Source organism: Burkholderia stagnalis, assembly GCF_902830275.1.
Taxonomy (GTDB): Bacteria; Pseudomonadota; Gammaproteobacteria; order Burkholderiales; family Burkholderiaceae; genus Burkholderia; species Burkholderia stagnalis.
Window position 1 is genome coordinate 467,080 of the sequence record NZ_CADESW010000001.1, and the last position, 24,927, is coordinate 492,006.

Annotated in this window: 18 protein-coding genes and 1 pseudogene; 2 read left to right on the plus strand and 17 right to left on the minus strand. The window is 67.8% G+C overall.

Features of this window, described 5'->3' with window-relative positions:
• Positions 1-46 precede the first annotated feature (46 nt).
• The 5 genes from HWY45_RS02080 to HWY45_RS02100 form a co-directional block, all read right to left on the minus strand.
• The gene (locus HWY45_RS02080) at positions 47-2,272 is read right to left on the minus strand and encodes a polysaccharide biosynthesis tyrosine autokinase (RefSeq protein WP_059884374.1); all 2,226 of its coding nucleotides are present in this window, start codon (positions 2,270-2,272) and stop codon (positions 47-49) included.
• A 65-nt stretch (positions 2,273-2,337) separates the two neighbouring features.
• Positions 2,338-3,519 carry a polysaccharide biosynthesis/export family protein gene (locus HWY45_RS02085; protein ID WP_059566184.1) on the minus strand — a complete coding sequence of 394 codons (1,182 nt, stop codon included), beginning with the start codon at positions 3,517-3,519 and terminating at the stop codon, positions 2,338-2,340.
• Positions 3,513-3,956, minus strand: a complete 444-nt coding sequence (locus tag HWY45_RS02090) for a low molecular weight protein-tyrosine-phosphatase (protein WP_059884375.1) — start codon at positions 3,954-3,956, stop codon at positions 3,513-3,515. Before HWY45_RS02090 ends, HWY45_RS02085 begins: the two co-directional genes overlap by 7 nt.
• A gap of 16 nt (positions 3,957-3,972) precedes the next feature.
• Complete coding sequence (locus tag HWY45_RS02095; protein ID WP_059884376.1) at positions 3,973-5,385, minus strand: UDP-glucose dehydrogenase family protein; 1,413 nt, start codon at positions 5,383-5,385, stop codon at positions 3,973-3,975.
• Between the two features lie 59 nt (positions 5,386-5,444).
• Positions 5,445-6,821: an undecaprenyl-phosphate glucose phosphotransferase gene (locus HWY45_RS02100; RefSeq protein WP_059808935.1), complete on the minus strand. Its 1,377-nt coding sequence runs from the start codon at positions 6,819-6,821 to the stop codon at positions 5,445-5,447.
• Between the two features lie 426 nt (positions 6,822-7,247).
• Here HWY45_RS02100 and HWY45_RS02105 point away from each other — a divergent pair, with 426 nt between their 5' ends.
• Entirely contained in the window at positions 7,248-8,774 is a 1,527-nt protein-coding gene (locus HWY45_RS02105; protein WP_059884377.1) for a mannose-1-phosphate guanylyltransferase/mannose-6-phosphate isomerase, read from the plus strand.
• 95 nt (positions 8,775-8,869) lie between these two features.
• Here the strand turns inward: HWY45_RS02105 and HWY45_RS02110 are convergent, their stop codons facing one another.
• The 12 genes and pseudogenes from HWY45_RS02110 to rrtA form a co-directional block, all read right to left on the minus strand.
• Positions 8,870-9,817 carry a transposase gene (locus HWY45_RS02110; RefSeq protein WP_059566188.1) on the minus strand — a complete coding sequence of 316 codons (948 nt, stop codon included), beginning with the start codon at positions 9,815-9,817 and terminating at the stop codon, positions 8,870-8,872.
• A gap of 822 nt (positions 9,818-10,639) precedes the next feature.
• Positions 10,640-11,221 carry a DUF3501 family protein gene (locus HWY45_RS02115; protein ID WP_059566189.1) on the minus strand — a complete coding sequence of 194 codons (582 nt, stop codon included), beginning with the start codon at positions 11,219-11,221 and terminating at the stop codon, positions 10,640-10,642.
• Positions 11,222-11,247: 26 nt separating this feature from the next.
• A complete protein-coding gene (locus tag HWY45_RS02120; RefSeq protein ID WP_059884504.1) occupies positions 11,248-12,585 on the minus strand; it encodes a heterodisulfide reductase-related iron-sulfur binding cluster in 1,338 nt (445 codons plus the stop codon).
• Between the two features lie 127 nt (positions 12,586-12,712).
• Positions 12,713-13,135, minus strand: a complete 423-nt coding sequence (locus HWY45_RS02125) for a rubrerythrin family protein (RefSeq protein ID WP_059884506.1) — start codon at positions 13,133-13,135, stop codon at positions 12,713-12,715.
• A 142-nt stretch (positions 13,136-13,277) separates the two neighbouring features.
• Positions 13,278-13,481 carry a hypothetical protein gene (locus HWY45_RS02130; protein WP_059884378.1) on the minus strand — a complete coding sequence of 68 codons (204 nt, stop codon included), beginning with the start codon at positions 13,479-13,481 and terminating at the stop codon, positions 13,278-13,280.
• Positions 13,482-13,561: 80 nt separating this feature from the next.
• On the minus strand, positions 13,562-16,831 hold the full coding sequence (locus HWY45_RS02135; RefSeq protein WP_059884379.1) for a filamentous hemagglutinin N-terminal domain-containing protein: 3,270 nt from the start codon (positions 16,829-16,831) through the stop codon (positions 13,562-13,564).
• Positions 16,832-16,958: 127 nt separating this feature from the next.
• Entirely contained in the window at positions 16,959-18,656 is a 1,698-nt protein-coding gene (locus HWY45_RS02140; protein WP_059884380.1) for a ShlB/FhaC/HecB family hemolysin secretion/activation protein, read from the minus strand.
• A gap of 583 nt (positions 18,657-19,239) precedes the next feature.
• Positions 19,240-20,508, minus strand: a complete 1,269-nt coding sequence (locus tag HWY45_RS02145; RefSeq protein WP_059884381.1) for an RNA polymerase sigma factor — start codon at positions 20,506-20,508, stop codon at positions 19,240-19,242.
• A complete protein-coding gene (locus HWY45_RS02150) occupies positions 20,505-20,921 on the minus strand; it encodes a VOC family protein (protein ID WP_059884382.1) in 417 nt (138 codons plus the stop codon). The genes HWY45_RS02145 and HWY45_RS02150 overlap by 4 nt, the downstream gene beginning before the upstream one ends.
• 26 nt (positions 20,922-20,947) lie before the next feature.
• Entirely contained in the window at positions 20,948-21,370 is a 423-nt protein-coding gene (locus HWY45_RS02155) for a YciI family protein (RefSeq protein ID WP_059884383.1), read from the minus strand.
• 124 nt (positions 21,371-21,494) lie between these two features.
• Positions 21,495-21,848: a YciI family protein gene (locus HWY45_RS36685; protein WP_059566196.1), complete on the minus strand. Its 354-nt coding sequence runs from the start codon at positions 21,846-21,848 to the stop codon at positions 21,495-21,497.
• Positions 21,849-22,019: 171 nt separating this feature from the next.
• Positions 22,020-22,544: pseudogene (gene rrtA / locus HWY45_RS36690) on the minus strand (rhombosortase); the annotation flags it as partial.
• Positions 22,545-22,752: 208 nt separating this feature from the next.
• Here rrtA and HWY45_RS02165 point away from each other — a divergent pair.
• Positions 22,753-24,696, plus strand: coding sequence for an ExeM/NucH family extracellular endonuclease (locus HWY45_RS02165; protein ID WP_059884384.1), 1,944 nt, complete (start codon positions 22,753-22,755; stop codon positions 24,694-24,696).
• Positions 24,697-24,927 lie beyond the last annotated feature (231 nt).

Here is a 24,927-nt window from a genome sequence, read left to right on the forward strand (position 1 = left end):
CCGGCGCGGGCGCTTCAGCGCCGGCGCCGGTCCCATGCATTGCCGGTCAGGCGCTCAGGTATTCGTGGACGGCCGCATAGCCGCGGCCGTAGCCGCGCGTCTTCGGCGGCACGCCGTTGAAGATGCCGCCTTCCAGATCGACGCCCGCGGTGCGCAGCCGCTTGATCGCATCGGCGATCTCGCTTTCGGTGTGCATGCCCGAGCGCAGCACCAGGAACGCCGCGCCCGCCATGCGGCCGATGATCGTCGCGTCGGTCACCGCGAGCACCGGCGGCGAATCCACCAGCACGACGTCGTAGCGCTTGCCGAGGCCTTCGAGGTATTGCGGCAGGCGCGTCGACATCAGCAGCTCGGACGGGTTCGGCGGGCGCGTGCCGGCCGCGATGAACGACAGGTTCTGCACCGGCGTCTCGCGGATCGCATCCTCGAGCGCCGACTGGTCGCTCAGCAGCTCGGACAGGCCCGGCTGCGCGGTCAGGCCGAAATAGCGCTCGAGCACGCCGCGCCGCATGTCCGCGTCGATCAGCAGCACGCGCTTGCCGGAGTGCGCGAGCAGCACCGCGAGGTTGACCGTCAGGAAGCTCTTGCCGATGCCCGGCGTCGGGCCGGTCAGCACGATCACGCGGTTCTTCGCGTCCATCAGCGCGAACTGCAGCGCGGTGCGCAGGCTGCGCAGGCTTTCGACGCTCAGGTCCTTCGGGCGCAGGCTCGCGAGGATCGGCCGGGTGCGGTTGCCGCTCTTCGCGGCCTGCGCGTCGAGCCGCACCTGCTCGGCGCTTTCCGGCACGAGCCCGTACAGCGGCAGGTTGAACGTGCGCTCGACGCGGTCCGGATCCTCGATGCCCTGGAACAGGTTGCGGCGCAGGAACACGACGCCCGTGCCGAGGATCAGCCCGAGGAACACCGCGGCCGACAGGATCAGCACCTTCTTCGGCTTGATCGGGGCGCCCGGACGCAGCGCGGAATCGACGAGGTGGATGTTGCCGCCCGTCCCCGCCTTCTGCACCGACAGCTCCTGCACGCGGTTCAGCAACAGCACGTAGATGTCCTCGGCGACCTTCGCGTCGCGCTGCAGCTGCACCGCCTTCACCTCGGTGGCCGGCAGGCTGCGGAAACGGTTCGAGAACTTGTCCTTCTCCGCCTGAAGCTGGCCGAGCTGCTGCTTCGCGGCGATCACGAGCGGATGCGAATCGGTGAAGCGCTGCCCGAGCGACGCGAGCTGCAGGCGCTGCGCGGCGATCTGCTGTTCGTACTGCACGCTGCCCTCCAGGTAGACCTTCGCCTCGTCGCTCGCGTTGATCGAGCCCGACGTGCGCTGGTACTGGGTCAGCGCGGCCTCGGCGCGCTCGAGGTCCGACTTCAGGCGCGGCTCCTCGCCCTTCAGGAAGTCGAGCATCTTGGTCGCCTCGGCCTGCTTCGCGACTACGTGCTGGTTCAGGTACGACTGCGCGAGCGCGTTGGCGATCGCGGCGGTCATGTCCGGATCCTTGCCTTCGAGCGAGATCTGCACGACGCCCGTCTGCTTGCCCTGCTCGGACACCTGGATGCCCGTCTGGAACCCGGTGATCGCGTCCAGGTCGTTCTGGCGCACCACCGTGAACTGCGTGCCCGGGCGCGCGACCAGCTTCGTCACCGTGAGCGTCACGCCGCCGCCCTGCGCGGATTCGCCGACGCGGCCGCTGAGCAGCCGCCCGCCGTTCTGGTCGGCGAGCGAGTAGGTGCCGTTCGGCCCCGCGGTCAGCGTCAGCTTCTTGCCTTCGAGCGCCGGCACGACGGTGATCCCGTCGAGGTCCGCGACTTCGCCGCCCCACGCGTACGACTGCAGGCCGAGCCACGGCTTCGCCGGGTCGCCCGGGCTCGCGAGCCGCGCGGCGAGGCTGCCGAGCAGCGGGAATGTCTTCGGCGTAACCGAGAAGTTCAGCTTGAACTGCTCGACCACCGGCGTGACGACGCCGCGGCTCTTGATGATCTCGATTTCCGAATCGGTCGGCGCCTGCTGCGGGCCGCTGTTGATCACCGCGCCCGTCTGCGTCTGGGTCAGCGCCTGCGACGTGTTGTCGTTGCTTTCGACCCGCACGTGCACGTCGGCCTGGTACACCGGCTTCGCGATGTAGCAGTACACGCCGGCAAGCGCGATCACGGTCGCCGCGATGCCGAGCAGCAGCCAGATGTCGTCGAGGATCACCTGGAGCAACTGGCCGAGGACGACGTCCTCTTCCTCGGTCTTGACCGCCAGGCCCGCGTAGGTATGTTTCGCTTGCGTGTTCACCATTCGTTCCCGGTTGAGTGGTGCCGGGGCGCGCATGCCGCCCCGGCGAATAGCCGCCCCGCGCTGCGTCAGCGCGTGATCTGCTTCATGAAGAAGATCGTCTGGATCGTCGGCAGCACCTGCTGCAGCACGCGGTTGAACTGCACCGAGCTCGCCGTGCTCACGTAGACGACGTCGAGCGGCTGCAGCTGGAAGCGGCTCGACAGCATCAGCGCGTCAGGCTGCGTCATGTCGAGGCGGAACACTTCCGGCTTGGTCGGGTTGTCGCGCATCCCGCGCATCACGTAGATCTTGCGCGGGTTCGCGTCGGTGTCGAGGATGCCGCCGCCGGACGTCAGCGCGTCGGCGATCGACAGCCGGCCCTTCATCATCGGCACCGCGACCGGCGTCTTCACCTCGCCCATGATGTACACGCGGCTGTCGCTGCGGTCCGGCACGTTGACGATGTCGCCCGGCTGCAGCATCACGTTCTGCGTGATATCGCCGCGATCGAGCACGCCGTTCGCGTCGAGCGTGTAGAGCTTGCCGCCGCGCGTCAGGCGCACGCGCTGCAGGTCGGCCTCGCCGGTCGAGCCGCCCGAGCGCGAGATCGAGTCGACCAGCGTGAGCGGCACGTCGGACAGCGCGAGCGGGCCCGGCTGCTTCACCTCGCCCGTCACCTGCACCTTCTGGCTGCGGTACGACAGCACGCGCACGTCGAGCTGCGGGTTCTTCACGTAGCGCGCGAGGCCCGTGGCGAGTTCCTCACGCACCTGCATCACCGTCTTGCCCGCCACGCGCACGCGGCCGACGAACGGGAAGAAGATCGTGCCGTCGACGCCGACCGTCTGGCCGTACGGATCGGCCTGGCCCGGCAGCGCGGACGTATACGGCTGCTGCAGCGCGCCGGCCACCGTCTGCGTCGTGTTGCCGCCGCTCGAGAACGACTGGCCCTGCGGCGTCGTCAGCTCGGGGTGGTCCCACACCGTCACGCCGAGGATGTCCTGCGGCCCGATGTGATAGACGTATTGCGACGGATCGGTGAAACGCGACGGCGGCAGCGGGTGCGACATCTGTTGCTGCTGCTGGAGCTGATCCATGATCAGCTTCGCGTCGATGTAGTGGACCGGGTAGGTCTCGGTCGGCGTCTGACGCTCCTCTTCCTTCAGGCGCGACGCATCGAGATAGTTGCCCGGCGCGGTCGCGCAGGCCGACAGGAAGGTCGTCAGCGCAACGGCGAGCGCCACGGGGCGCAGCGTACGATTCAGCATAGTTTTTGCAGCCATCCTTGAACCAGGCGTTCGATCTGTGAGTAGCTTTCGCGATAGTCGGCCTCGGGGCCGCCATGCGGATCGGCGATTTCGGCGTCTTCCCACTTGCCGAGCAGGTGCACCTTGCCGCGCGAGAACGGGTCGACCGATTCGACCGCCGCGATCTGCGTGCGCTCGCTGACGAGGATCAGGTCGGCTTCGCGCACGAGGTTGCGCGTGAGCCGCCGCGAGCGGTGCGTCGTCGCGTCGACGCCCCGCTCGGCGAGCAGCCGGTGCATCACCGGATCGATGCCTTCGCCGACGTTCGCGTCGACGCCCGCCGAGTGGAACGCCACGCGCGGGCCGCCGCGCACCGCGGCATGCGACTTGAACAGCATTTCGGCCGCCGGGCTGCGGCACACGTTGGCGTGGCAGACGATCAGGATGTTTCGGAACATGGCGTGTATCCGGCCCTTACGCGTTCGCGCGCGCGGCGCCCGGAACGCGTGCGGCGACGGCCTGGCGCGAGCCCGGACGGCCGATCGGGTGATATTCGATGCCCTGCTCGGTCATCGTCTCCGGCTCGTACAGGTTGCGGCCGTCGAAGATCACAGGCGACTTCCACAGCCGGCCGAGCGCGGCGAAGTCCGGGCTCTTGAACGCCTTCCATTCGGTGACGACCACCAGCGCATCGGCGTCGCGCGCGACCTGCGATTCGTCGTCCGCATACGCGAGGCGCTCGAGCCAGCTCGGGTGGCTCGCGAGATCGAGCGCGATCACGCGCTGCGCCTCGCGCTGCGCGACCGGGTCGTACGCGGTGACGCGCGCGCCGCGCGACAGCAGCTCGGCGATCAGCGCGCGGCTCGGCGCCTCGCGCATGTCGTCGGTGTTCGGCTTGAACGCGAGGCCCCAGATGCCGAACGTGCGGCCCGTCAGGTTCTCGCCGAAGCGCGCGACGATCTTTTCGGCGAGCACGCGCTTTTGCGCGGCGTTCACCGACGACACCGCCTTCAGGATCTCCAGCGACTGGCCGTGCTCGTCCGCGGTGCGGATCAGCGCCTCGACGTCCTTCGGGAAGCACGAGCCGCCGTAGCCGCAGCCCGCATACAGGAAGTGGTAGCCGATGCGCGGGTCGGAGCCGATCCCGCGCCGCACGGCCTCGATGTCCGCGCCGAAGCGGTCGGCGAGGTTCGCGAGCTCGTTCATGAACGAGATGCGCGTGGCCAGCATCGCGTTCGCCGCGTACTTCGTGAACTCGGCCGAGCGCACGTCCATGTACAGCGTGCGCTCGTGGTTGCGGTTGAACGGTGCGTACAGCTTCTTCATCAGCTCGCGCGCGCGCTCGCCCGGCACGTCGTCGTCGCAGCCGATCACGATGCGGTCCGGCCGCGTGAAATCGTCCACCGCCGCGCCTTCCTTCAGGAATTCCGGATTCGACACGACCGAGAACATCTGTGCCTCGCCGCGCTTGGCGAGTTCGTCCGCGATCGCCGCGCGCACGCGCTCGGCGGTGCCGACCGGCACGGTCGACTTGTCGACCACCACCTTGAAGCCGGTCATGTGGCGGCCGATGTTGCGCGCGGCGGCGAGCACGTATTGCAGGTCGGCGGAGCCGTCCTCGTCGGGCGGCGTGCCGACCGCGATGAACTGCACGTCGCCGTGCGCGACCGCGGCCTCGATGTCGGTCGAGAAGCGCAGGCGGCCCGCGGAGCGGTTGCGCGCGATGATTTCCTTGAGGCCCGGTTCGTGGATCGGCACGCCGCCGTCGTTGAGGATGTCGATCTTGCGCTGATCGACGTCGAGGCAGAACACGTCGTGCCCGATGTCGGCGAGGCAGGCGCCGGTGACGAGACCTACGTAACCGCTGCCGATGATAGTCAGATTCATGATGTGTCGACCTCTTGACCAGTGATTCGAAAACCGGAAACCGGATGAAGCAGCCGCGCTCAGTACGCGTTGCTGCCGGTAAAGCCTTTCCACAGCGTCAGCGCGACGATCTTGATGTCGAGCCAGAACGACCAGTTCTGCATGTAGTAGAGATCGAGCTTCACGCGCCCCATCATCTTCTCGACCTGGTCGGTCTCGCCGCGAAAGCCGTTGACCTGCGCCCAGCCCGTGATGCCGGGCTTGATCCGGTAGCGGAACATGTAGCCCTTCACCAGATCCTTGTAGATGTCGTCGTGCGCGAGCGCATGCGGGCGCGGGCCGACGACGGACATCTCGCCCTTCAGCACGTTGATGAACTGCGGCAGCTCGTCGAGGCTCGTGCGGCGCAGGAAGCGGCCGACCGGCGTCACGCGCGCATCGTTCTTGGTCGCCTGCGTGACCTTGCCCGCCGTTTCCTGATGCACCTTCATCGAGCGGAACTTGTAGATCTCGAACTCGTTGCCGTCGATGCCCTTGCGCTTCTGCCGGAAGAACACGGGCCCGTGCGACGTCAGCTTGATCAGGCACGCGATCGCGAGCATCACCGGCGCGAGCGCCATGAGCGCCGCCAGCGCGAACAGCCGGTCGAACACGAACTTCGGCATGATCCGCACGTCGGTGATCGGCGACGCCGCCAGGTTGATCGCCGGCACGCCGAGCAGCTCGACCACCTCCTGGTTGAAGAACGACAGGCTGCGCACGTCCGGGATGAAGCGGATGTTCACGAAGTCGTGGCGGAACACCCGCACGATCCGGCTGATCTGCGGCTCCTCCGAAATCGGCAGCGCGAGCCACAGCTCGCGAATCGCGCGGCTGCGCACGAGCCGCTCCAGCGCATCGAAGCTGCGTTCGATCGTCACGCCGTCGAGCGTCGCCTCGCCGGCCGGCGCGCTTTCGTCGTACACGCACACCGGGTTGAAGCCGGCTTCCGGGCGGGCGCGCATCTGCGCGATCAGCCGCCGCGTCGCCGGCGCATCGCCGACGATCGCGACGTCGCGATGGTTGAAGCCGCCGCGCCGCAGCTGCCGCAGCACCGCATGCACACCGGCCTTCGACGCCGCGAGCAGCGCCACCGTCGCGAGCCCCCAGTAGCCGAGCCACAGGCGCGACAGGTCGCCCGACTGATGGAAGCTGAAGCTCATCAGGATGCCCGCGAGCTCGACCACGAGCCACGCGAACGCGACGCGCCCCATCAGCGCGACCAGCCGCTTGCCGCGCCACGACTGGTAGATCCCGAACGCCGGGAAGAACACGACGACGAGCACGCAGTCGAACAGCACCATCGTGCGCTGCAGGTCGTCGAGCCAGACGCTGCGCCCGTCGTGCAGCGCGGCGGCGATCACGGCCCCCGCCACGACCATCGCGATATCGATGATTCTCGCCAGCACGCTCAACATGTTCGCTTCCTCTTTGAACAGGCGTTTGCCGAACTGCTCCTTGCGCGGCCCCTGCCGCACATTCGATTCAAACGTTGCATGACGCTATTGAAGCGGTAAGAAATTGGCGCCTCAAGCGCACAAGTATTTCGAAAAATAATCGGCAATTCTTGCGCACCGAAGAGCGATTTATATCGGCATCTTTTCCCGGACCGGGTGGATATTCACCGGATTACCGGCATGCGCCACCGTCTTCCGACCCTTGCAGGGCGGGCGTCGCGCGGGATCATGCCGAATTATTTTTTAATTTTTTATTTGCGCGATCCGGTGCAGGGAAAAATTTCGCGATGCGAATCTCGACTGAATAGTGCGCGAGCCGAACGGTTTTATTGTCGATTTACTTCATGCTACAACGACAGGCACTGACATCAATCATGGAGTGCCATCATGAATGCTCCGGCCGTGACAGCCGATACGCGCTCATCCTCTTCCGCCGCCGCGCCTGCCGGCTCGCGCGTCGCGGTGCAGCCGGTGATCCTCGCCGGCGGCTCCGGCACGCGCTTGTGGCCGATGTCGCGCGAGCACTATCCGAAACAGCTGATCGGGCTGCTCGGCGAACATTCGCTGCTGCAGGCCACCGCATGCCGCCTCGACGGCCTCGCGACCGGCCATCCGGTGAGCGACGAGGTGCTGATCGTCTGCGGCGAGGACCATCGCTTCACGACCGCCGAACAGCTGCGCGCCACCGGCAAGCGCGCGTCGATCGTGCTCGAGCCGCTCGGCCGCGACACCGCGCCCGCGCTGACGCTCGCCGCGCTGCGCATCGTCGCGGGCGGCAACGACGCGGTGATGACCGTGATGCCGGCCGACCACGCGGTGGCCGACCATCCGCGCTTTCATGCGGCGGTCGCCGCCGGCGTGCGCAGCGCCGTGCAAGGCCGGATCGCGACGCTCGGCATCGTGCCGGACCACGCAGAGACCGGTTACGGCTACATCCGCGTCGGCCAGTCGCTCGGCCATGCCGACGCCGGCGGCCTCGACGTGCGGCGCCTCGACCGCTTCGTCGAGAAGCCGCACCTCGAACTCGCTCAGCAGTACGTCGAATCCGGCGAATACTGGTGGAACAGCGGCATCTTCATCGTGCGTGCGTCGGTATGGCTGAACGCGATCCGGCATTTCGAGCCGGCGATGCATGCCGCATGCGAACAGGCGATCGCGCAGGGCGAGGCCGACGGCGATTTCTTCCGCGTCGACCGCGACGCGTTCGCCGCGTCGCCGTCGAACTCGATCGACTACGCGGTGATGGAGCCGCTCGCGAACCTGCCGTCCGTGTGCGAAAGCGTCGTCGTGCCGCTCGACGCGGGCTGGTCGGACGTCGGCTCTTGGGACGCGATCTGGCAGATCCTGCCGAAGGACAGCGCGGACAACGTCGGCCGCGGCCACGTGCTGTTCGAGGACGCCGAATCCACGTTCGCGCATTCGGAAGGCCGGCTCGTCGCGTGCGTCGGCACGCAGAACCTCGTCGTCGTCGAGACGCCCGACGCGGTGCTCGTCGCCGACAAGTCGCGCGTGCAGGACGTGAAGAAGATCGTCGGCCGCATCAAGGCGGAGCGCGGCGCGGAAGCGACCGATCACCGCAAGGTGCATCGCCCGTGGGGCCATTACGATTCGGTCGACATGGGCGAGCGCTTCCAGGTGAAGCGCATCGTCGTGAAGCCCGGCGCGCGGCTGTCGCTGCAGATGCATCATCACCGCGCCGAGCACTGGATCGTCGTGCGCGGCACCGCGCGCATCACGCGCGGCGACGACACGTTCCTGCTGTCGGAAAACGAATCGACCTACATCCCGCTCGGCGTGTCGCACCGCCTGGAAAACCCGGGCAAGATGCCGCTCGAACTGATCGAGGTGCAGTCGGGCTCGTATCTCGGCGAGGACGACATCGTGCGCTTCGACGATACGTACGGACGCCAGTGACGACGACTGCCGGATGAACAAGGGCGCCGTCGACGACGGCGCCCTTTTTCGTTGCGGCTTCGCGCGCGGCGCGCGCGACACCTGGCTTACGCGGCTCAACCCACGCGATACACGAACTCGCGCCGCTCGGCCTGCACCGGATCGTTGCGGCCATCGGCCAGCGACGTCGAGCGGCGCTCGGCGATGAAGCGCTTGATGTCCGATTCCGCGCGCGCGAGCGCGGAAAGGCCCGCCAGCACCGGCACGCTTTGCGGCTCGCACGCCGGCTCGTGGCTCGCGCCGTGCCGGTCGATCCACTGCCGCGCCCATTCGAGCGCGAAGTGCTCCGCTTCCTCGGCGTCGGTGAAACGCGGGCCGATCAGGCCGGAGCGCTCGACGCGCCGATCGTCCTGCGCGATCTCCGCCCACGCGCGATACATCAGGTTCTGCACGGGCTGCGCGATGCCGAGGATCGTGTAGCCGCGATACTCGTCGACCTGCGGCTCGGACGCCGAAAAGCTCGCGGCCGTCGCGCGCGGATGACGCTCGTGCGCGGCCGGCGCGGCGCCCGGCACGTTGAATGCCGACGTGGCCGACCCGGCGGTTTCGCCGCGCGACGACACGGCCAGCGCCGCATCGTCGCCACGCCAAACGTTTGCTTGCGAAACCGGCAATTGCCACGATTCGGGGTTCTGCCAGAACACGCCGCGCAGGCGATCGTTTTCCGGCGCCGGTTCGGCGCGATGCGTCGGCGCGACCGGCACGGGCGGCGGCGGCACATAGGCGAACGTGCGCCCGCTGAACTGGGTCAGCACGTCGATCATCTGCAGCAGCGTCCCGCTCGCGAGCCACTCCTCGTAGCGGCGGCGGCAGGTGGGCCCGGACGGATAGCGTCCGGGCAGCTTCGACCATGCTTCGCCGGTCGTCAGAATCCAGAGCACCGCGTTGGCGACGACGCGCGGTTCCGCGCGCGGGCGCCCACGACGATTCAGCCGGATCGGTTCATCGGCGATCAGCGTCGAAAGACGAACCCACTCTTCATCGTTAAGCTCATCGAAGAACATAGTAGATCTCTCCACGCAGCCAGGCCGGGCTGCGATTGGCGGCGCCTTCGCGATCGCTCGCGGGGCGGCCAGGTTGCACATTAGGGTTATCCGGTTGTGCATGCCGGCGCGATTCCGCACTAACGCGGTGCCGCGCGTCCCGGCAATGACGCACAAATCCCGGTCTCACTCCATTGCGGGAATTTTTGTGCACGAAGCATACCATCCCTAGGGTTTATCTCAATATGACAATGACTTTATGTTACGTACTGAAACAACATGGCATCGATGCGCGATCCATTTATGCTTGAATTTTTTTACGAAATCTTTATTCGATGCACCGGAAAGCCCCGTCTGGAGCGGGTTTGAGAGGGTCGCAACCCCTGTCGTTTCTAACAGGCTTCCGGGCCGCCCCAGCCCTTTTCAGTAACATTCACCGAATTGCGGGATCGCAATCGGTAATTCATGGAAAATTTCTCAAAAAGATATTTTCCGATCGGTAATTCATTCGAATGCCAATCATTAGACTTTTCTCTACGTACAATCTTTATATTGTTTCTCTGCGGACAGTGACAAGGGTGTGACGCAGCACGAACGCGTTGCGAATGACGGTATGTAACGCCATGTTGCGACATGTTTCGACGGTGGCGCCGCGCGACGAATCATGCCTGACGGCGCAGGCCCATGCGATGCCGCGGCGCCTATGCTCGCCGGACACGCGCGCAGGCCGGACGCCTTTCTTCAGTTCATTTGATTCAGGTCAATTTTCGGCGAGCGGCGCGAGCCGAATTCATCGTTGTGCCAACGGAGTGTGTCGGCGGATGCGGGCGGCGAGCGCAGCGGCTAACGCAGATCGCTCACGAGCGACGCCGCGACGGCGTCGTCGATGCGTTGCGCCGGCACCGCGTAGCCCGGGTGATCGCAGCCGATCGACAGCGCGGCGCCCTGCCTGAGCGCGTCGCGCATCGGCGCGCCGAGTTCGAAGCGGACGAAGTGCACCGCGGACGTCTTCTCGTCCGTCTCGCGGTCGAGATCCTCGTCTGCGATCGCATAGACCGGCGCGTGGCCGTCGACCTGCAGGTACACGCGATCCTCGACGCCGATCAGCCGCGCCAGCGCCGCGCGCCGCTCGGCGTCGTGCTCGTATTCGATCTGCATCGTCGCCTTCAGGTTGGTGCCGTCGGGCACCAGCGGCCGATAAGCGTCCAGCTCGCTCTCGATGCCCGCCTCGTCGAAAATCTTCTCGATGTGCAGCATCTCCTGGACCTGGTAGCGGATCGTCGTCTCGTCCTCGAACAGGAAGCGCAGGTGATTGCCGAGCTGCACCGCGCGCTGCCGCTTGTGCGCGATGAGCCGCGCGTGTTCGGAGCGGCGGATCTTCGCGTAGGCCTCGAGCGTCAGCAGGGAATCGCGGTCGAGCGTCATGGAGTGTCCCTCTTGGTCGATCGGGTTCAAATGCCGTACGCGCGACGCAGCAGCGTGAGCGGATGCGCGAGCGGCGCATCGCCGAGCCCGGCCTCGCCGATGCCCTGCACGATGTGATGGCCCGCGAGCGCGCAGTCGGACGACACGACATCCGGCTTCGGCTCCGCCATCGCCTTGAACACGGGCCCGCCGATGCGCATCGCGTCCGCATGGAATTCCTTCTTCACGCCGAACGTGCCCGCATGCCCCGAGCAGCGCTCGACCACGTGCACGCGCGTATCGGGCACGAGCGACAGCACGTCGGCGGTCTTGCGGCCGATGTTCTGCACGCGCGCGTGACACGGCACGTGATACGACACGGTGCCGAGGCCGGTCTTGAAGTCGGTCTTCAGCAGGCCGTCGCGATGCCGCGCGATCACATATTCGAACGGATCCCAGAACGCGTCGGCCACCGCGCGCACGGCCGCGTCGCCGGGGAACATCAGCGGCAGCTCGCTCTTGTACATCAGCACGCAGCTCGGGATCGCGCCGATCAGCGCATAGCCTTCGCGCGCGTAGCGCTCGAGCACCGGAATGTTGTCGGCCTTCTTCGCGGCGACGCCGGCGAGATTGCCCTGTTCGAGCAGCGGCATCCCGCAGCACGCCTCGCTCGACACGAGCTCGTACGGAATGTCGTTGTGCGCGAGGATCGCGAGCAGATCGTGGCCGATGCCCGGCTCGTTGAAATTCACGTAGCAGGTGGCGTAGATCGCGACCTTGCCGGGCGTGCGCTCGCCGTCGCGCACCGGATGGCCGGCCGAGCGCGACGCCGTGCGGCGGAACTTGCGCGGCGCGAATTCGGGCAGCCACGCGTGGCGGTCGACACCGAGCGCCGCTTCGAGCGCATGGCGCGCGGGCGGCGTGCGGTTCACCGCGTTGACCGCCTGCGTGACGATCGGAATGCCCGCGAAATGGCCGAGCGCGTCGGTGTTCGACAGCACCTTGTCGCGCAGCTTCACCTCGCCGCGCCGGTAGCGCGCCGCCTTGCCGCGCAGCATCAGGTGCGGGAAATCGACGTTCCACGCATGCGGCGGCACATACGGGCATTTCGTCATGTAGCAGAGGTCGCACAGGTAGCACTGGTCGACGACCTCGCCGAACGCCGCCTTCGGCACTTCGTGGATGTCGCCGGTCGGCGTCTCGTCGACGAGGTCGAACAACGACGGAAACGCGCCGCACAGCGACACGCAGCGCCGGCAGCCCGCGCAGATGTCGAACACGCGGGTCATCTCGGCGTCGATCGCGGCCTGGTCGTAGAACGCGTCGGACTGCCAGTCGAGCGGATGCCGGGTCGGGGCTTCGAGGCTGCCTTCCTTGTGTGGCATGTGGCGCTCCAGCGCAACGGTGACGCGCACGCGCACACGCCGCCCGCGCGATGCGGGCGGAGGCGCGAGTGGCGCGGCGAGGTGGCGGCGAACGTCAGGCGCATGGCGGGCAGGCCCGCCGTGCGGCTCAGTCGACGAGCGCGTCGAGCGCTTTCGTATACCGGTTCGCGTGGCTGCGTTCGGCCTTCGCCAGCGTCTCGAACCAGTTCGCGATTTCGTCGAAGCCTTCCTCGCGGGCGGTCTTCGCCATGCCCGGATACATGTCGGTGTACTCGTGCGTCTCGCCGGCAATCGCCGATTGCAGGTTCAGCCGCGACGGACCAAACGGCAGCCCGGTCGCCGGATCGCCGACCGCTTCGAGATATTCCAGGTGGCCGTGCGCATGGCCGGTCTCGCCTTCGGCGGTCGAGCGGAACAGCGCGGCGATGTCGTTCTGGCCTTCGACGTCGGCCTTCGATGCGAAATACAGGTAGCGCCGGTTCGCTTGCGATTCGCCCGCGAACGCATATTTCAGGTTCTCTTCGGTTTTGCTGCCTTTGAGCTGAGCCATCTGCGCCTCCGTGCGTGCCGGCGCGCCGACGCGCCGGACCGAATCAGCGATTATGGGGAACGATGCACCCAGCACGAATCCTGCCGCCGGCATCGTGCTGTGTAATCTAGGCGCTCGGGCGGACATCCCCCAATTGGCTTTTTCAATGCCGCCGATAGCGATACTCGTGCGAACGATCGTGCCTGTCCACGAGCGCGGCGGCATCCCGGGCGACGCCATGCGCACCCATCTGACGGTCGACGTCGAACGACAACGAGGCGGTGCAACCTCGCACCGCCTCGTTGTTCATGATCCTGCGGGCAACGTCGCCGACCGCGCGGCACGCCCGGCAGGACAGGCTCGGCACGCTGGCCGATCGAGCGCGATTTACCGCGTGACGCTATCGGCCGGAGACGCGGTTACGCCGACGGCCTGCGTCCCGGCAGCTTACGGACGCGCCATGTTGCTGACGACCCGCCCCGGCCCCGACATCCGGACCATGCTGGACACCTTGCCGTAGCTGCTCGTGACGCCGAACAACCCGTTGTACAGGCGCCCCATCACGAATACCGAGTTGCCACCGTGCAACATGCCGCGGTTGGTTACGTTGCCCGTCGTGAAGACCGTGTGTTCCCCACGCAGCTCGCCGTTGTTGGTCGTATTGCCCGTCACCTGGACGTCGCCACCGCGGACGGTGCCATTGTTGGTCAGCGAGCCCACGAACTTCAGCGTGCCGTCGCTGTTCACCGCGCCCTGGTTGACGACGTTACCCATGACCTGAACGTCGCGGCCGTCCACCACGCTGCCGGCGCCGCTATTGGTCAGGTGGCCCATGATGCCGAGCACGCCTTCGCTGGTCACCGATCCCCGGTTGACGGCGTTGCCCATCACCTTGATGCTGCCGCCCCGGACAGCGCCGTCGTTGTTCAGCGAACCGTTGACTTTCAGCGCCCCGTCGCCGTTCACTGTTCCCTCGTTGACGACGTCGCCCGTGACCTGAACGTCGCGGCCGTCCACCAAGCTGGCGGCGCCGTTATTGGTCAAGTGGCCCATGATGTCGAGCGCGCCGCCGCTCGTCACCGATCCCTGGTTGACGACATTGCCTGCCACCTTGACGTCGCCGCCCCGGACAGTGCCGTCGTTGTTCAGCGAGCCCATGACCTCGAGCGCGCGTTCGCCGCCGATCTCCCCCCGGTTGTCGACATCGCCCGACAAACGAACGTCGCCGCCCCGGATGGAACCGCCGTTGCCGAGGTTCCCCGCCACGTCGACGGTATTGCCGCTGACGGTGCCGTCATTATCGAGCCCGCCCTGGATCGCCAGCGTGTCGGCCTGCACACGCCCGCTCCTTTCGATCCGGGCCGTACCGCTCGATGCGAGCGAAAGGCTGCCCGCCGGCGCATCGACCGTGCCGGCGATCCTGACGCCGGTCTTCGCCGATGTGCCGACCAGCGTGACGGCATCCGCATGCAGGCTGCCCGACTCGGATACGTCGATCGCCACGTCCGGCGTCACGCCGTTCGCCGGCCCGGACACGATCTGCGGCTTCACGCCCTCGATAGCCGCCGTTCCCTGCTGCGCGACCGCGACCAGCTTGTTCCCGTGCACCGCGCCATCGACCTTCAGGCCGCGCGACACGAGATCGAGCTGATCCATGCCGTACGCGTCGAGCCCGGCGCCCTCGATCGCGATACGGCCGTCGTCGGTCCGGAAGCGCGCGATGTTGCCTTGTCCGTCGAACTCCGTCGCTCCCGCGACGAGCGATACGCGGTTCGCGTTCACGAAGCCGCCGCCATTCACGCTGATCCCGTTCGGGTTGGCGACGATCACGCGCGCGCTTTGCCCGGCGACTTCGGTCGTACCTGCCAGCACCGACGCGTTGCCGCCCGTTACCTGGTTCAGGATGATCGATGCCGACCGGCCGTTGAGCAACGCGTTGCCGCCGATGTCGCCCGCCAGTTGCGTATGCGCACCGGCCACGCTGTTGTTCAGCACCAGGCCGGCCGCGCCGACGTTGTAGTCGAGGAACCGGTTGTGCGAGATGCCGGCGCTGTTTGCCTCGGCGATGTCGACGATCGGCGTGCCGTTCGCCGCGGACTTGACGACCGGGCGGTCGGCCGCGTTCGGGTCGACGACGAGTTGCGGCTTCGTTTCGGCGACCGGCGGTTCTGGGTCAACCGGCGGCTTCGTTTCCGCGACCGGCGGTTCCGGATTCACCGGCGGATTCGTTTCAGCAACCGGCGGTTCCGGGTCAACCGGCGGCTTCGTTTCGGCAACCGGCGGTTCCGGGTCAACCGGCGGCTTCGTTTCGGCAACCGGCGGTTCCGGGTTCACCGGCGGATTCGTTTCCGCGACCGGCGGTTCCGGATTCACCGGCGGATTCGTTTCAGCAACCGGCGGTTCCGGGTTCACCGGCGGATTCGTTTCCGCGACCGGCGGTTCCGGATTCACCGGCGGCTTCGTCTCCGCGACCGGCGGTTCCAGGTTCACCGGCGGCTTCGTCATGTTTTCGTCGATCGTTCCGGAGCCGGTCGTCTTTCCCAACACCGACACCTTACCGTTGGCCCCGACGACTCCTGGCGCTTCCTGATGGAGGTTACCCACGATGTCGACGCCGTTACCGCCGTAAATCGATCCGCTGTTGTTCACATCGGCCATCGCAAGGATCTTGCCGTCCGCGCGCAGGGTGCCCGTGTTCGCGACGCCCTTCATCAACGTCAACTTGCTGCCGGCAATCGTGCCGGCATTCTGCAGCTTGCCGTCGGCGTGCAATTCGCCGGCCGCAGCCAGGCGCCCGTCCGCCGACACCTGGATCTTGCCGTCCGACATCAGCTTGATCTCGCCGGTCAGCGCCTCAACCTTGCCGGCGACGTTCACGCCGACGCCAGCGGATGCGCCGCGCATCATGATCGAATCCGCGTGCATGCTGCCGAGCTTCGACACATCGATCGCGACATCGACCGCCCCGCTATCCGGCGATGCCTTGAATATCTCCAGGTTAGGATGCTCGATCGCCGCCACACCCTCTTGCGCGACCGCGACCAGCTTCTTCGCCTGCACGGCCGCGTTCACCTTGAGCGTGCGCGATACGAGGTCCAGCCGGTCCTGGCTGCTCGCGTCGAGGCCATCGCCGTCGATTGCGATGTGTCCGTCCTTGGTCTGGAACTGCGTAATGCCGCCGTTTTGATCCAGTTCCACCGTGCCCGCGACGAGCGACACGCGGTTCGCGTTGATGAAGCTCGCGCCGTTCACGCTGATCCCGTTCGGGTTCGCGACGATCACGCGCGCGTTTTGCCCCGCGACTTCGGTCGCGCCTGCCAGCATCGACGCATTGCCGCCCGTCACCTGGTTCAGGATCACCTGTGCCGAACGGCCGCCGAGTTGCGCGTTGCCGTCGATGCTGCCTGCCAGTTGCGTGTTCGTGCGGCCCACGCTGTTGTTCAGCACGAGGCCGCTCGAGCCGACGTTGTAGTCGAGGAAGCGGTTGGTCGAAATGCCGGCGGCATTCGGTGCGTTGATGTCGACGATCGGGGTGCCGTTCGACGCGACGCCGAGACCGGGGCGGTTGGCCGCGGACGGATCCGCTACGAGCGCCGGTTGCGCAGACGCGGTCTGCATCGCAAGGATCGGCATCGCGACCGTCAGCGCCGCAGCGAGTGCGGTGCGCGCGAACGGCGTCGCCGCGCGGTGGCGCGGATAGTGTTGTTGATTTTTCATGGTCTTTTCGGTTTCCAGAAAATGAATGAAGTGGCGCGGCGCAAGCCGCGCCGATGACGAACGAGCGTGCGTGCTTACATGGCTACTCCCCCCGTGACGTACGGCGGGCGCGGCGCGCCCGCAACGATCAGAAACGCGCAGTGAGCGAGACGTCGAGCGTGGGTCGCGCGGTTTGCAGCGCCCCGGGCTTGCGAAGCGGCACGCCGAGCGCAACGTCGTAGCCGAGCATCCGGTAGCCGCCGCGCACGCCGAACGCGGCGCCGATCAACGTGCGCCCGTCCCGGCCCGCGCCTTCGCGCGAGCCCACGCCCGTGACCGCGCCGGCGTCGAGAGCGGCATAGGCCTCGTGCGAGCTGAATAACGGCGCCGCCAGTTCGTTGCGCCAGAACCAGCCGCTGTCGCCGGCGAGCGTCTGATTGCCGTCGAAGCCGCGCACCGTGTAGCGGCCGCCGATCTGCAGGTATTCGGTCGATGGAAGCGCGCCGGGCGCGTACTGAAGCTGGAGGAATCCGCGATAGCCGAACGGGCGCGCGCCGATCCGGAACGGCGCGTCGGCGCCGAGCGTCGCGCTGTACACGCGATAGCGGCCGTCCCATTCGGGCCGGCCGTTGACGCGCCCGGGGAAGGCGCTCAGCCCGGCAAGGCTCGCGCGCATGCCGATGCTCGCGTCGACAGTCGCATGCGCGAGTTTCTCGCGATGCGCCGCGCTTACCTCATAACTGACGATGTCGTGGCGGAACACGTCGAGCTCGACGGGACCGAACCACGAACGGTCCTCGCGACGTGCAAGCCTGAAGCGCAGCGTCGTCTTGCCGTGACCGGAGCGATACGGCACGTAGCTGACGCCGGCTTCGTAGCGGCGGGTCCGCTGGACGAGCGGCGGCATGACCTCGCCTGGCAGTTCGGGCGCCAGCGTCTGCCGGCTCGTCCACTCGCTGATGCCGAGCGAGAACGACGCATATCCGACCGGCACGTTCCACGCCGCGCTTTTCGCTTGCGAGCCGAGCGACTTGTTGCGCAGCGCGGCGTCGGTGTTGTAGGTGACGATCAGTTGATCGTAGAGCCCTAGCGGCGAATCGATCGCGACGATCGCGCCGAGCTGGTTGCGGCCGGTTGCATCGAGCCCGCCGTTGTCGGCGGTCGCGACGAAGCGGACGCGGCGCGCATCGTCCGGATGCCGGACGACGATGTCGGTGTCGCCAAGCGACGCGCCCGGAACCAGGTCGAACGCGGCGGCCGACTGACCAGGCAGGCGGCGCACGTTCTCGAGCGCCTGATCGAGATCGCGCACGTTCAGCAATGCGTGCGCGCCGCGCGGAAACACGATGGGCGCCCAGCCGATCCGGCCGCGCGCATCGTCGATCGCCCCGATGCGGCCGGGCAGCACCTCGATGATCAGGCGTCCGGTCGACAGATCCTGCGGCGGAATGCTCACGAGCGACGTGATGTAGCCGCGCGCGACGAGGCGCTGCCCGACCCATTCTCGCAGCATGCTCAATCCGTTCTGTCCGATGCATGCGTGTTCGAACGGGGCGGCATTTCGCAGCCACGGGAATGCGTCGGCGCCGCGCCATTCGATTTCGTGAATGTCGAAACACGGCGTTTCCGCAGGAAAGCGCAACGCGCCGGATTCGCTCGACGGTTTCGCGGACAGCACGTCCGGCTGGTCGAGCACCTGCTGCCTGAGCTCGTCGAGTTGCTGGGCCTGATGACGCTGCGCACTTTGCGGCTGTACGCCGGACTGGGGCGCCTGCGCGACTGCGGCAACGGCGAACGTCAGCAGATTCACGGCGCACAGCACGCGCCCGGCGTTCACCGTCCGCATGATGAACCCCGCAAAACGACTGGCGCGATCGAATCGCACCAGGCCGCGCGACGACACGTGCGATGCGCGTGACCGCCGAACAGGCCCATGCGGTGCACATTGGCGGCCCTGATCAGCTCATCGTCATTTTTGTTAAATATCCTTAACACTTGAATTCCGCCAATCTCTCGACACGTCAATCGAGCGATGATTATGCGAAATCAAATTATCGAATTTCAATTAAAAACTACATTCCGACATTAAATTCGTACCAGTCCCATTCTTTTTAGTCGGAAAATTAGGATATTTATTTAAAACCATCAAAATATCGACCGATCTCCTGCGCATCGACTCACCGCGCATCGTGCGGCCCCGCGTGGCTTGGCGCGCTGCCGCTCCCGTGGAGACACGGCCGAACAACAGCACGCATCGAGCAATGCGATGAATTTCCCGAATGACGGAATACGTCCGAATGTCCGACCCCTGCCGACTTCATGTTGCATATAGCGTGGCGAATTGCACACCGCAATCGCCATCTCACCCGGCCCGCTCGGGCTCGCCGGCATTTCGCCCGCTGGCGCGCCGCGACGCCGCGCACTTCACTTCATGCGTCCGTCGCACGCTCGAGCAGCAATTCGCGCTCCCGCGCGTTGTGGGTCAGCTCCGCGGCGCGGCGGAACTCCGCTTTTGCCTCGTCGGCGCGGCCGAGCTTCGCGAGCAGGTCGCCGCGCACGCTCGGCAGCCAGTGATAGCGCGCGAGCGCCGGATCGTCGCGCAGCGCGTCGACGAGTTCGAGCCCCGCCGCCGGCCCGAACGCCATGCCCACCGCCACCGCGCGGTTCAGCTCGACGACAGGCGACGGCGCGACCTCGGCGAGCGCGTCGTACAGCGCGACGATCAGCGCCCAGTCGGTGTCCGACGCCTGCCGCGCACGCGCATGACAGGCCGCGAGCGCCGCCTGCAGCGCATACGGCCCGCGCACGCCGCCGAGTTTCGCCGCGCGATCGAGCGCCGCGAGGCCGCGCCGGATCAGCAGCGGATCCCAGCGGCTGCGATCCTGTTCGAGCAGCAGCACCGGGCGCCCCTGCGCGTCGGTGCGCGCGTGCATCCGCGACGCCTGCAACTCCATCAGCGCAACGAGGCCGAGCACTTCGCTCTCGTCCGGCGCGAGGCCGGCGAGCACGCGGCCGAGCCGCACCGCTTCGTCGCACAGCGCGGGGCGCGTCCAGTCGTCGCCCGCCGTGGCCGCGTAGCCTTCGTTGAAGATCAGGTAGATCACCTCGAGCACCGACGCGAGCCGCGCCGGCCGCGCGTCGGCGGCCGGCACCTCGAACGGCACGTGTGCCGCCGCGAGCGTGCGCTTCGCGCGCACGATCCGCTGCGCGATCGTCGGCTCGGGCGTGAGGAATGCGCGTGCGATCTCGCCCGTCGTCAGCCCGCCGAGCAGCCGCAGCGTGAGCGCGACGCGCGCATCCGTCGACAGCACCGGGTGGCACGCGGTGAAGATCAGCCGCAGCAGGTCGTCGCCGATGTCGTCGTCGCGCGCCTCCGCGAATGCATCCGCGATGTCGGGCTCCACGTGCGCGTCGAGCGCGTCGAGTTCATGGCCGAGCTGGCCGCGCTTCGCCGCATGCAGCGCTTCCTGGCGAACCCGGTCGAGCGCGCGGCGCTTCACGGCCGTCATCAGCCAGGCCGCCGGGTTGTCCGGCACGCCGTCGACGGGCCAGTGCTCGAGCGCCGCGACGAGCGTGTCCTGCGCCAGCTCCTCCGCGACGCCCACGTCGCGCACCACCCGCGCGGCCCGCGCGATGATCTTCGGCGCCTCGATCCGCCAGACGGCCTCGATCGCACGGTGCGTGGCCGCGTGCGTCACGACGCCTGCCCGGCCGCGGTTGCGTCCTGCTCGACGTACATCAGCTCCCACACGTGGCCGTCCGGATCGGCGAACGCATGGCCGTACATCCCCGGATACTCCTGCGGCGGCCGCGGCGTCGTGCCGCCCGCCGCGCGCGCCTTCGCGACGGCCGCGTCGACGGCATCGCGGCTGTCGCACGACAGGCACGGCAGCACCTGCACGTGCGTGGCCGGATCGACGATGGTCCGGTCGGTGAAGGTCTGGAAGAACGGCCGGACCAGCAGCATCGCGAAGATCGTGTCGCTGATTCGAATGCAGGCGGCCTGCTCGTTCGTGTACGCGGGCACGACCTCGAAGCCGAGCCCCGTATAGAACGCCTGCGCGCGCCGCAGGTCGGCCACCGGCAGGTTGATGAAGATCTGCTTGTGCATGACGTGTGCTCCTCGTCGCGTTGCGCTCAGGTGGAGAGGCCGAGATCGGCCCGGAGCTCGCGGAACCGCTCGACCGCGTCGCTCGGCGTGAGATCGTCCAGCTCCATCAGCTGGCGCACCTCGATCTCGCACGCCATCTCCGCCCCGAACGGCGCCGGGAAGCGGCGCGACCATTCGAGCGCCTCGTCGCGCGAGCGGACCTGGATCAGCGTGTAGCCTGCGATCAGTTCCTTGGTTTCGGCAAACGGGCCGTCGAGCACCTTGCCCTTGCCGCCCACGTAGCGCACGCGCCAGCCCTGCGCGCTCGGCAGCAGGCCCGTCGCGTCGAGCAGCACGCCCGCCTTCGCCAGTTCCTCGTGATAGGTCGTCATCACCTCGACCAGCCGGTTGTCCGGCGCCGCGCCGGACTCGCTGACCGCATTCGCCCGCACCATGATCATGAATCGCATCGTTCGCTCCTGGTTTCGATTGTCGGAGACGCCGGCTCATCGGCGCCTTACTCGAACGACGCGCGAATTGTGGCCGGATCGACATATGGCACAAAAATCAGGGTAAATACCTAGCCCCTGACGATCAGAGGAAGCACGGGCCGACCGCGCGAACCTCGACCGTGCACCACTGCGCGGCCGGGCACTGGCGCGCGATCTCGAGCGCTTGCGCGTGTGTGTCGACGTCGACGAGGAAGAAACCGCCGACCATTTCCTTCGCTTCCGCGAACGGCCCGTCGATGAGGCGCGTCTCGCCGTCGCGCACCTGCACGCGCGTGCCGCGCTCGGATGACTCGAGCGACTCGACCGCGCGCAGCACGCCGCGCGCCTTCAGCCCCGCGGCGAAATCCTGCATCCGCGCGTAGAGCGCCTGCCCTTCCGCCAGCGTGCGCTCGGCGCGCTGGCCGGTCGGCTCGACAATCAACAGCATGTACGCCATGAAGTTCTCCTCTGGATGATCGGGTGGTGGGGCCGCGCGGGCGCGGCGCCGGCGCGCCGCTCGCGCGTGCACCGTCGATGAGCCGCTATTCTGGGCCGGCGGCGCGCGGCGGTCCATTCGGCCATTCGATCTATCCCGACGGCGCCTCGACCACCACGCCAGCGTGCCCGCCCACGCCATGCCCGCAACCCAGCCTGCAGTGTGCGCGGCCGGCGCGACCGGGCCGCCGAGCCATGCCGCCTGCTCGGCCTGCGCACCGTGCAGCCCCTGCCAGCCGACCCGCACGGCCAGCGCGACGAGCGCGGCGAGCGCGATCCCCGCCGGAATGCGTCGGCCCGCCGCCGCCATCAGCGCGCAGGCCGCCGCGCCGTAGACGACGCCCGACAAGCCCGCGTAACGCGTGAGCTGCGGCGCACCGAACCACAGCCATCCGCCGGTTGCGCACGCAAGCACGGCGATCGTGCGCACGCCGCCCGCGTCACGCCCGGCAAGCCATGCGCACGCGGCAAGGCACGCAGCATCGAGCGAGGCATGCGCCCAGCCGAGATGCACGAATTGCCCGGTCACGATGCGCCACGCTTGCCCGGCCGCGATCGCCGCGCGGTCATGGACGAGCGCCTCGCGCAGCGGCGGCGGCAGGCACTGCAGGCCGAGCACGAGCACGCAGATCGCCAGCCAGCCGCGATCGGGCCGCATGCCGTTCCGGCCGGGCGCCGGGCATGTCGCTGTCGCGGGACGAATGTCGGTCAATGCACGCGCTCCCGGGAATCACACGAATCCGCACGATACCCGGCGCGGGCCGCCGGCCACCCCTTGGCCGAACGGCCAGTTCCGGTCATTTCATGACGGTTTGCTGTCACCATGCGCCCGACACCTTTCATTTTCTTTTCATCCGGGTCCGCCCATGCGCCGCTTGCTGCCGTCCCTCTCCCTGGCCGTCTCACTCGCCATGTCACCCGCGGCGCTCGCGGCCGCGCCGCCCGTCAGCGCCGGCTGCGGCGGCGCGACGACACGGATCGCCGATATCCAGGGCGGCAGCGGCCCATCGCCGCTGGCCGGGCAGACGACGTCGATCGAAGCCGTCGTCACCGCGGAGTTCGGGGGCGCCGACGGCTTCGGCGGGTTCTTCGTCCAGCAGGCCGATGCGCAGCGCCAGCACCGCCCCGGCGTGTCGGAAGGCCTGTTCGTCTATGCGCCGAAGGTGCGCGCCTCGGCCGGCGACCTCGTCCATGTGACCGGCAGGGTCGACGAGAAATTCGGCCAGACGCAGCTCACTTTGTCGGGCGGCATTGCCGTCTGCGCGCGCGGGCAGGCCGTCACACCCGCGACGCTGACATTGCCGGTCGACACCGCGTCCGCGTTCGCCGCCTACGAAGGGATGCTGGTGCGGCTGCCGCAGACGCTGACGGTCAGCGACACCTACGAACTCGGCCGCTACGGCAGCATCGCGCTCAGCAACGGCCGGCTGCGCACGCCGACCCATCTCGTCGAGCCGGCCCGGGCCGCTGCGCAGGCCAACGTGAACGCGCGCAACCGGATCGTGCTCGACGACGGCTCCAGCCGGCAGAATCCGGCCACCGCGCCCTATCCGCCCCCCGCGCTGAGCGCCGCGAACACGCTGCGCGCCGGCTATACGGTGCGCGGCGTCGAAGGCGTGCTCGAGATGCGTCACGATACATGGCGGCTGCAGCCGGTGCCGGGTGCGCCGCCGCCCGTGTTCCAGCCTGCAGGCAATCCGCGGGCCGGCGCGCCCGCGCGGCACGCCGCGGCCGATCTGCGAGTGGCGTCGTTCAACGTGTTCAACTACTTCAACGGCGACGGGCACGGCGGCGGCTTCGACGATCCCGCCAACCGCGGCGCGAGATCGCAGGCCGCGTTCGCCCGGCAGGAAGCGAAGATCGTCACGGCACTGCGTGCGCTGCGCGCGGACGTGATCGGCCTGATGGAGATCGCGAACAACGGCTACGGCGACGCGAGCGCGATACGGCGCCTCGCCGCGCAGCTCGGCGACAGTTGGCGCGTGGTCGAGCCGGACACGCCGCACCTCGGCGGCGACGCAATCGCGGTCGCGCTGCTCTACGACAGCCGCACGGTCGAGCCGGCCGGGCACGCGGCCACGCTCGCGCTCGACAGCCTGAACCGCCAGCCGCTCGCGCAGACGTTCCGGCGCATCGGCGGCACGCATGCCGTCACGGTCGCGGTCAATCACCTGAAATCGAAGAACTGCCCGCACGCGAGCGGCGCCGATCTCGACCAGGCGGACGGCCAGGGCTGCTGGAACGCAGCGCGCACGCGCGCAGCCGAACGCATCGCCGACTGGCTCGCGGCCACGCCGACGGGCGCCGCGGCCGACGGCGTGCTGTTGATCGGCGACCTGAACAGCTATGCGAAGGAAGACCCGATCCGCGCACTCGAAGCACGCGGCTACGTGAATCTCGCCGCGCGCTGGCTCCGCGACGAGGCGTACAGCTACGTATACGGCGGCGAGGCCGGCTACCTCGATCACGCGCTTGCGACACCGGCGCTCGCGGCACGCGTGAAGGCCGTGCACTACTGGCACATCAACGCGGACGAACCGATCGCGCTGCAATACACACTGGATTACAAGACACCGGAGCAGCAATCCAGCTACTACGCGCCGGATTCGTACCGCTCGTCGGACCATGATCCGGTCGTGATCGATCTCTCGCTCGCGGAGCGCGATATGCCGCCCACGCCGGATGGCAACACGACCGGCGCAGCCGCTGCCGGCCCGACGAGCACAGGCAGCGTGGACGCCGGGCTGCTCGCCACGCTCGCGGCAGCCGCCGTCGGCACGGCTGTGTGGCGCACGCGCGGCCGCGCATGATCGACTGCGCCCTTCGCTGCGCGCCCGCGGGCAAACATGCGAAGCGCCGAAATTACCGGCACACCTTACAAATCGCGTCACATTTACCTGCACCAAGCGCACGGCCCGGCACGCGCCCGCGCCATTTGCAACAAAACCGCACCGGCGGAGAAAAAAAATCCTCCCGCTGTCGGCCAAGCCTGGCGGGGCTTTCCGCCCGGTACTCCGACGAAACTGAAAGCTTGCCTCGAA

Bases quoted from the DNA above. Each gene is read 5' to 3' on its own strand.
- HWY45_RS02085 (WP_059566184.1), bottom strand. From the start codon at position 3,519: ATGCTGAATCGTACGCTGCGCCCCGTGGCGCTCGCCGTTGCGCTGACG.
- HWY45_RS02080 (WP_059884374.1), bottom strand. From the start codon at position 2,272: ATGGTGAACACGCAAGCGAAACATACCTACGCGGGCCTGGCGGTCAAG.
- HWY45_RS02110 (WP_059566188.1), bottom strand. From the start codon at position 9,817: ATGTTCTTCGATGAGCTTAACGATGAAGAGTGGGTTCGTCTTTCGACG.
- HWY45_RS02155 (WP_059884383.1), bottom strand. From the start codon at position 21,370: ATGCGATTCATGATCATGGTGCGGGCGAATGCGGTCAGCGAGTCCGGC.
- HWY45_RS02115 (WP_059566189.1), bottom strand. From the start codon at position 11,221: ATGACGCTCGACCGCGATTCCCTGCTGACGCTCGAGGCCTACGCGAAG.
- HWY45_RS02105 (WP_059884377.1), top strand. From the start codon at position 7,248: ATGAATGCTCCGGCCGTGACAGCCGATACGCGCTCATCCTCTTCCGCC.
- HWY45_RS02095 (WP_059884376.1), bottom strand. From the start codon at position 5,385: ATGAATCTGACTATCATCGGCAGCGGTTACGTAGGTCTCGTCACCGGC.
- HWY45_RS36685 (WP_059566196.1), bottom strand. From the start codon at position 21,848: ATGGCGTACATGCTGTTGATTGTCGAGCCGACCGGCCAGCGCGCCGAG.
- HWY45_RS02125 (WP_059884506.1), bottom strand. From the start codon at position 13,135: ATGGCTCAGCTCAAAGGCAGCAAAACCGAAGAGAACCTGAAATATGCG.
- HWY45_RS02140 (WP_059884380.1), bottom strand. From the start codon at position 18,656: ATGCGGACGGTGAACGCCGGGCGCGTGCTGTGCGCCGTGAATCTGCTG.
- HWY45_RS02100 (WP_059808935.1), bottom strand. From the start codon at position 6,821: ATGTTGAGCGTGCTGGCGAGAATCATCGATATCGCGATGGTCGTGGCG.
- HWY45_RS02120 (WP_059884504.1), bottom strand. From the start codon at position 12,585: ATGCCACACAAGGAAGGCAGCCTCGAAGCCCCGACCCGGCATCCGCTC.
- HWY45_RS02165 (WP_059884384.1), top strand. From the start codon at position 22,753: ATGCGCCGCTTGCTGCCGTCCCTCTCCCTGGCCGTCTCACTCGCCATG.
- HWY45_RS02135 (WP_059884379.1), bottom strand. From the start codon at position 16,831: ATGAAAAATCAACAACACTATCCGCGCCACCGCGCGGCGACGCCGTTC.
- HWY45_RS02150 (WP_059884382.1), bottom strand. From the start codon at position 20,921: ATGCACAAGCAGATCTTCATCAACCTGCCGGTGGCCGACCTGCGGCGC.
- HWY45_RS02090 (WP_059884375.1), bottom strand. From the start codon at position 3,956: ATGTTCCGAAACATCCTGATCGTCTGCCACGCCAACGTGTGCCGCAGC.